Origin of the sequence: Phenylobacterium sp. (genome assembly GCF_031181185.1) — a bacterium.
GTDB lineage: Bacteria > Pseudomonadota > Alphaproteobacteria > Caulobacterales > Caulobacteraceae > Phenylobacterium.
In genome coordinates, this window is the sequence record NZ_JAPSKZ010000056.1 from 1 (window position 1) to 7,657 (window position 7,657).

Consider the following 7,657-nt stretch of genomic DNA (forward strand, 5'->3'; position numbering starts at 1 on the left):
GCTGGTCGGGGATTCGGGCGTCAGGCCTTGACGGCCGCTGTCGACCATGCCCGGCTGATCGGCCTCACCTCGCTGGTAGCCTCGATAAAGGAATCCAACACCCGGTCGCAGCGAGCCTTCGCCGCGGCCGGGTTCGACAAGCGCGGGGATATCTGGGTCCGGAGCGTCGAGCCATGAAGAAGCGAATCGTCATTGCCACACCCCACCGGCGCTTTGATCGCCTCGAGGCGCGGATGGCGGCTCATCCGGACCTCGAGGTCCGCCGCATCCGTGACCGGGACGGGCTCAGGGCGGCCGATCTGGCCGCTTACGATCCCGCCTATATCTTCTTCCCCCAGTGGTCGTGGAAGGTGCCGGCCGAGATCTACGAGCAGTTCCGCGCGGTCATCTTCCATATGACGGACCTGCCCTTCGGTCGCGGGGGCAGTCCGCTGCAAAACCTTATCGTGCGCGGCTTCCAGGAAACCCGGCTGTCGGCCCTCCAGTGCGTGGCCGAGATGGACGCCGGCGCGATTTATGACAAGCGACCGCTCTCCCTTCTTGGCACCGCCGAGGAAATTCTGATGCGGGCGGCCGATACGATGGAGGAGATGATCCTGCACATCGCCCTGTCCGAACCCGAGCCGACGCCCCAGCAAGGGGAGCCGGTGGTCTTTCGCCGGCGAAGGCTCGACGAAAGTTCGCTTGAGGACGCCGTCGACCTGAGGGGGGTGTTCGATCACATACGGATGTTGGACGCGGAAGGCTACCCGAGCGCCTTTCTGGACATCGGGCCGTTCCGCCTGGAATTCAGTCGCGCAAGCATCCGGCCCGACGTGGTGGTCGCCGACGTCCAGTTCAAGCTTCGGCAGGAGTAACCATGAATTCCGCCCTTATTGTCGCCGCGCACCCGGATGACGAGGTGCTCGGCTGTGGTGGCACCGCTGCCCGCCTGTCCGCCGAAGGTTGGGACGTTCACATCCTGGTCATGGCGGAGGGAGCGACCAGCCGCGATCCCGAGCGGCGGCGCGAAGCCCGACTGGCCGAACTCTCCGAGCTGGAGCGGTGCGCTCATGAGGCGGGGTCCATCATGGGAGCCGCCAGCGTCGCGCTCGCCGACTTTCCCGACAACCGGATGGACTCCGTTGACCTTCTCGACGTCGTCAAACGCATCGAGGAGTCCATCCGCCTTCATCAGCCCAAGCGGGTGTTCACGCACTCCTCGAAGGACGTGAACATCGATCACCGCGTCATTCACGACGCGGTCATCGCCGCGACGCGCCCGAAGCCGGGAGCCTCAGTCCATGAACTGTTCTTCTTCGAGGTTTTGTCCAGCACCGAGTGGCGTCCGCCGTCCTCCATCGGTCCCTTCGCCCCGACCTGCTTCGTCGACATCAGCGACCATATCGGGACCAAGACACAGGCGCTTGAGGTGTACACCCCCGAACTGGTCCCCTTCCCTCACCCGAGGTCCGTGGAGGCGGTGGAGGCTCTGGCGCGTTATCGCGGCGCGACTGTCGGAGTAGCCGCCGCCGAAGCCTTCGAAGTCGGCCGCATCATCATCTAGAATGGGCCGGCGGCCGGAAACCAATCCGCCTTGACTTCCGGAGACTTCGCGCACAGCGAGAGCCGGTCCAGAAAAGCAGGAACCAATGCAGATCAGCGGCAGAAAGATCGGCCCGGGAGAGCGGCCATACGTGATCGCCGAGATGTCGGGCAATCACAATCAATCTCTCGGCCGCGCCCTGGAGATCGTTGACGCCGCGGCCGCCAACGGTGCGGACGCCATCAAGCTGCAGACCTACACCGCCGACACGATGACGCTGAATGTCCGTATGCCCGGCTTCGTCATCGAGGATCCGAACAGCTTGTGGGCCGGCCGCCAGCTCTATGAGCTGTACCAGGAAGCCTACACGCCGTGGGAGTGGCACAAGCCGATCATGGATCGGGCCGCCACCCTGGGGCTGCACTGCTTCAGCTCGCCCTTTGACGCCAGCGCGGTCGACTTCCTCGAGAGCCTTGGCGTTTCAGCCTACAAGATCGCGTCCTTCGAGATCGTCGACCTCCCGCTGATCCGCAAGGCCGCCTCGACCGGCAAGCCGATGATCATGTCGACCGGCATGGCCACGGCCGGGGAGATTGAGGAGGCGGTCTCCACCGCCCGCGAGGCCGGTTGTCAGGACTTGATGATCCTGAAGTGCACCAGCACCTATCCAGCGAAGGCGGAAAACACGAACATCCTCACCATCCCGCACATGCGCGCCATGTTCGGCTGCGAGGTGGGGCTGTCGGACCACACCATGGGGTCGGGGGTCGCGGTCGCGGCCGTGGCGCTGGGCGCAACCCTGGTGGAGAAGCATTTCACCCTGGCGCGGGCCGATGGCGGCGTCGACTCGGCGTTCTCGATGGAGCCGGACGAGCTACGGCGCCTGGTTGAGGACGTGGAGAACGCGCGACTGTCGCTGGGCCAGGTCAACTACGGTCCTACCCCGGCGGAGATCAAGTCGCTAGGCTTCCGCCGCTCGCTCTACATCGCCCGGGATGTGAAGGCGGGGGAGGTCCTTACCCCGGAGAAGGTTCGCGTTGTGCGTCCCGGCTTTGGCCTCCCGCCCAAGTTCCTCGAGTCCGTGATCGGTCGGCGCGCTTCGCGCGACGCGCCGGCAGGAACCCCTGTGGCTTGGGATCTCCTGGCCTGACCGAATGGACATTCCGAGCCCCAGAACCCTTTACCGCATGGTGTGGGGGCGACCCGGCCTGAGCGCCGCAGCCGTCCATGCGGCGGGGCTGGCCATCCGCCTCGGCTTCATGTTCGCAGTCCTTGCCTGGAGCGGCCCGGCGCTGCTGGGCGTCTACGGGGTGCTGACCTCCATCGAACTGGTTGCGATCTATCTCGCCGGGTTCGAGTTCCACACCTTCACGACCCGTCGTTACGCGCGACGCCCCTCCCCCCGCGCCCTCGGCCGCAGCCTCGCCTGTCATCGCAAGATGCTGCTGGTCTCGACGCCCCTCGCGGTGATCGGCGCCGGCTTGGCCGCTTGGCTGCTCGGGCTGAACCTCGGCTGGGTCGAATACCTCTCGTTCCTGATCGTCGTGGCGACGGGCGTGGCGGTCCAGGAGACCGTCCGCTTCATCGTCCTCATCCATCGGCCGGTGATGTCGGTGGTCGTCTCATTCATCCGGACCGCAAGCTGGCAGCCGGCGGCGCTCCTGTGCCTTTCGGCGCCTTCACCTCTTCTGCCCATGCTCGCACTATGGGCCGTGGCCGCCCTCATGAGCCTCGTCCTTGCTGCCTGGCTTCTGCGGGCGGCGCTGTGGCGCCGGGTGCGCATTCCGCTACGCTACCTTGCGCACGGCCTGCTCAAGGGGCGAAACTACTATCTCACCGCCAACGCGGCGGTCCTGCAGGGAAATCTGGAACGCTTCGTCCTGCAGACCTTCCTCGGGCCCGCAGCGGTCGGCGTGTACGCGTTCTTCCAGAGTCTGGCCAGCACGCTCCCCGCCCTGGTGCAGTCAGCGGTGCTGAACCTGTGGCTGCCGAGTCTGCTGAAGGACTTCGGGCAGCGCCGCAGCGGCCGTTTCACCACCCTGCGCCGCGCCGCCCTGCGGGCTCTGGCGGTCAGCGCCTTGCTGAGCGTCGGCGTGGCCGTCGGCGCCGCGGCGCTCTCGCTGCTGAGCGGGCACCGCGAGTACATCCCCCTGCTCTGGATGCTGGGGGTGCTGCTGGTGGGACAGATCGTCCAGGTCTGGACGCAGCCGGTGCATCTCGCCCTCTATGCGGCCCACCGCGACCGGGCGCTGATGATCCTGTCGCTGACGGTGCTCGCCGCATCGTCGGTTCTCGGCATCCTGCTGGTCCGAAGCGCGGGGGTACAAGGGGCGGTCATGTCACAGCTCGCCGGGGGCCTGATGCTGGGCCTTGCCCGATCGGGGTTATTCCGCTTCTACCTCAAGCGGAACGTCATCTAGACTATTACAACCCCGCCCGCACGCCGCAGCTCGCAAGTAGCAGCGCGTCAGGTCCAATCCTCGTCACCGGAACCGTGCATGCTGCTCAAATTCCTTCGCTCTCTGGCTCGTATCAACCTGCTCATCGAGCCCACGATCCGGCACTACGTCGTGTATGCGCGGGCCTGGTACTGGATCCGGCTGCGGAGACGGCTTCGGACGCTCGACAGCGATGACACCGTCAAGGCCAACATCATGCACAACATGAAGTCGATCTGGGGGGTCAACAACCGCATGAACCTGTTGACCTACCCGCTTTCCGTGATTGAGACGCTGGGGCCGGATGCCCGTATATTGGTGATCGGCCCGCGGAACGAGAACGACCTGCTGTCCCTGGCGGGACTCGGCTTCAGGAAGGAGAACATCGTCGGGCTAGACCTCATTAGCTACTCCCCGCATATCCACCTTGGCGACATGCACGCGATCCCTTTCCCTGACGCGAGCTTCGACGCGGTAATCTGCGGGTGGACCATCAGCTACAGCACCAATCCTCGACGCGCCGCAGATGAGATGGTGCGAGTGACGAAGCCGGGCGGGGTGCTGGCCATCGGCGTCGAGTACTCGACGATGGAGCCCCGCGACGAGAAGGTGCTGCTGGGCTATGAGCTGCAGGAGTTCGAGAAGATCGGCCGTCGGCTGAATTCCGCCCGAGATTTCCGCGAGCTGTTCGCGGGCAGCATGGACCACGTCTATTTCGAGCATGACGCGCCACGGAAAATCTCCCATACGGCAGAGGGGCTGGTCGATCGCGTCTCAAATGTCGGGATCGTTTTTTCGATCAAACAGGGGGGCTGAGCTGTGAGCGCGGGCGGATCGACCGATTTCCTTCCGGTAGAGCGGCGCGACGCAAAGCCGAGCCTCTTCATCCGGGCCTTCCATCGGGTGCAGGAACGCCTCCGGAACCCGGCACGTCGACGGCAGCTCGCCCGGCTCCTCACTCTTCCGAGGAGCTCGCCTGCCACGGCCGCACACCCGAACCAAGCGAGCCTTGAGCTGGAGCGCGACGGAGTGACCTTCATGCCGGGCTTCATCAGCCCGGAAAGAGCGACGGAACTGCGGGAGCTCCTCTCCCGGTTCGAATGTCAGGATCCGTGGAAACCGGAGCGGGGCCTGTTCCGCCTGGAACACGCCCCGGAGGGCACCCACGTCGCCGATATTCCCGAGACGCCCACGATCAAGGCGCTTCACGACATCGCCTTCGACGAGCGTCTCCTGAACCTCGCTGCGCGCTATTTCGGCTGCCGTCCCTATGTGGACAGCATCCAGACCTGGTGGTCGGTGAGCGGGAACAGCGAGCCCGAAGAAGCGGAGAACTTCCACCGCGATAACGACAGCATCCGCTTTCTCAAGTTCTTCCTCTACCTGACGGACGTCGGTGAGGAGAACGGTCCCCATCGCTTCGTGAAGGGCTCTCATGTGGAGGCCAAGGCTTTGGCCCGCCGACGGCTGACGGACGCCGAGGTCGAGGAAGCCTTTGGGGCCGATCGCATATTGTCGATGACCGGCCGCGCGGGCGACGGGTTCATGGAAGACACTTTTGGCGTCCACAAGGGGCAACTGCCCCGGGCCGGAACGCGTCTGCTGTACCAGGTCCGATACTCGACCATGCCCACGGTCTTCCGATCGCGCATTCTCGTCAGAGGGCCGCAGCCCCCGCTGGCCGCGGGCGCGGACTCCCTGCTGCACGCCCGCCGGTGACAGGCGAACTGATCTCCACCTGACCAAGCATCGTCGGCGGCCGGAACAGCTCGCCGCCAATGCAGAAGGCTTTCATGTCCTCCTCACGCCCCACAATTCTCTGCCTCGTCAACGCGGCGGCGTACAGCCGCACCTACTTCGAGCAGCTCCGTCCCCATCTGGAGAAGCAGGGGTTCGCCGTGCGGTTCGCGCTGGACTCGCATCTGACGGACGAGTTGTACGCCGGCGGCGAGGAGTTGCCTGACGCCTGGTATTTCTCGGACTTCTGGGCCCGTCAGCCGGCTCCGTCCGCGGAGGAGCTGGCCCGGAACGACCTGCGTTGGGACCTGCTGCTGTCCGACTTCGACAGGTTCCTGACCATGAACATTCCTGTCCCACTCAAGGGCGAGGAGCCGTTCACATACGCGGCCCTGCCGCTGATGCTGGAGCGATTCTTCGGCGCGATATTCGATGCGGTCGCCCCGGTCGCGGTAGTATACGAACAGGCCAGCAACGGCTTCGCTCTGGCCGCCAACGCCGTCGCCCGCAAGCGGAATGTGCCGTTCTTCAGCCTTGCCCCGGGCCGGATTTCCGGTCGTGTGGAAATCAGTCCTACCGGCGCGTTGCGCGACCACGTCACGGTCTCCCGGATCTGGGAACAAGTGAAGCGCGAGGGCGCCAGTCCGGAAGCTCGCCAGCTGGCGGAAGAGTACATCGCTACCGTCGAGACCCAAGTCCCCGACTATATGCGGACGGGCGGCGACGGCGAAATTCTGGCCCGCACGGGGCTGTTCGCCAAGTATGCGAACCTCGACAAGGTCAAACACATCTGGCGAGGCCTGACCTATCGGCGGCGGCACCGCGACGACATCAACCGCGCTTTCCAGCACGGCGACCAAATCCAGCTGTCGTGGGCGTATTTCCGCCGATCCTGGAACAGGAAGCTTCGTGTTCGTCAGGTCGCACGACTGTACCGCAACGCTCCCCGCGAGGGCGCCTACTTCCTTTACCCGCTCCACTTCCACCCGGAAGCGAGCACCTCCGTCCTCGCCCCTGACTTTATCGACGAGATGAGCGTCATCAAGTCGATCGCCTTCCGGCTCCCGGCCCATATACGGCTGGTGGTAAAGGAACACCCTTCGGCGGTGGCGCTGCAGCCGCTGGAATTCTATCGCCAACTCGACGCCTTGCCGAACGTCGACCTGATCGGGCCCGGCGTGAACTCCAAGCGTCTCGCCAGAGACGCGATCGGCGTCATCTGCGTCACCAGCACCCTGGGTTTCGAGGCCGCTGCGCTCAACAAGCCGGTGATCTGCCTCGGCGACGTGCTCTACGGCTATTTCCCGAACGTCCGGATGCTTGAGCACTACGGCGAGTTGCGGGCCGCTATAGATTGGGCGATAGGCTACGCTCCGGTCGACCCCGAAGAAATCGCCAGCGCCATGTCCGCCTATGTAGAGTTCACCGACCCCGGGACCTTCAGCTTCACCGGCTCCCTTGGAGACCCCGGGGCGCTGGAGAACATCGCGCGGATCATCGCAGGCCGCCTGGCGGAGCCAAGATCGCTCATGAGCTCCAACCGGCCGTTAGACCATGGCTGATCCCCTGGCGCTGACCCGACGGTCCCTGCCGCTGATCGTGCTTTTCCTGGTCATGGGCGCGTCGCCCCTGTTCGTGGAGCCTGCCTACATCGGTTACATCGGCGCCTATGGGCTGTTCCTGGTCCTGAGCCTCCAGCAACTGGTCCTACGAACGCCTCCCTCTGCGCACCGAAACCCCCTGCTGCTCGGCTGGGCCGTCGTCATAGGTATGATCCTGCTGGTCACGTTGCTGGCGAAGCCGGGTCTCCGCGACCTTGTGCGCGACGGAGGCGCCGCCCTTTCGTTTCTATTCGGGCTGTACGTCATTCCGCGCGCGCTCGGCCCGAACTGGGAGCGGCCACTTTTCGCCGCCCTGTCAGCCCTGGCCATGATTGTCGCCGTATGGACCATTCTTG

General features: G+C 65.0%; 9 protein-coding genes. All 9 read left to right on the forward strand.

Annotation, left to right across the window (positions count from 1 at the left end; genetic code table 11):
- Positions 1 to 177: GNAT family N-acetyltransferase (locus tag RIF93_RS20735; protein WP_375163864.1), on the forward strand; the 177-nt coding region annotated here is incomplete at its 5' end.
- The gene (locus RIF93_RS09035; RefSeq protein ID WP_309090537.1) at positions 174 to 857 is read left to right on the forward strand and encodes a hypothetical protein; all 684 of its coding nucleotides are present in this window, start codon (positions 174 to 176) and stop codon (positions 855 to 857) included. The genes RIF93_RS20735 and RIF93_RS09035, both read left to right, overlap by 4 nt.
- Before the next feature lie 2 nt (positions 858 to 859).
- Positions 860 to 1,546, forward strand: coding sequence for a PIG-L family deacetylase (locus tag RIF93_RS09040; RefSeq protein ID WP_309090538.1), 687 nt, complete (start codon positions 860 to 862; stop codon positions 1,544 to 1,546).
- Positions 1,547 to 1,676: 130 nt separating this feature from the next.
- Positions 1,677 to 2,675: a pseudaminic acid synthase gene (pseI, locus tag RIF93_RS09045; RefSeq protein WP_309090539.1), complete on the forward strand. Its 999-nt coding sequence runs from the start codon at positions 1,677 to 1,679 to the stop codon at positions 2,673 to 2,675.
- Between the two features lie 109 nt (positions 2,676 to 2,784).
- On the forward strand, positions 2,785 to 3,945 hold the full coding sequence (locus RIF93_RS09050) for an oligosaccharide flippase family protein (RefSeq protein ID WP_309090541.1): 1,161 nt from the start codon (positions 2,785 to 2,787) through the stop codon (positions 3,943 to 3,945).
- A 78-nt stretch (positions 3,946 to 4,023) separates the two neighbouring features.
- Positions 4,024 to 4,779: a class I SAM-dependent methyltransferase gene (locus RIF93_RS09055; protein ID WP_309090542.1), complete on the forward strand. Its 756-nt coding sequence runs from the start codon at positions 4,024 to 4,026 to the stop codon at positions 4,777 to 4,779.
- A 213-nt stretch (positions 4,780 to 4,992) separates the two neighbouring features.
- Positions 4,993 to 5,682, forward strand: a complete 690-nt coding sequence (locus RIF93_RS09060) for a phytanoyl-CoA dioxygenase family protein (RefSeq protein ID WP_309090562.1) — start codon at positions 4,993 to 4,995, stop codon at positions 5,680 to 5,682.
- 74 nt (positions 5,683 to 5,756) lie between these two features.
- A complete protein-coding gene (locus RIF93_RS09065; protein WP_309090544.1) occupies positions 5,757 to 7,262 on the forward strand; it encodes a hypothetical protein in 1,506 nt (501 codons plus the stop codon).
- A partial coding sequence (locus tag RIF93_RS09070) for a hypothetical protein (protein ID WP_309090546.1) occupies positions 7,255 to 7,657 on the forward strand: 403 nt, incomplete at its 3' end. The genes RIF93_RS09065 and RIF93_RS09070, both read left to right, overlap by 8 nt.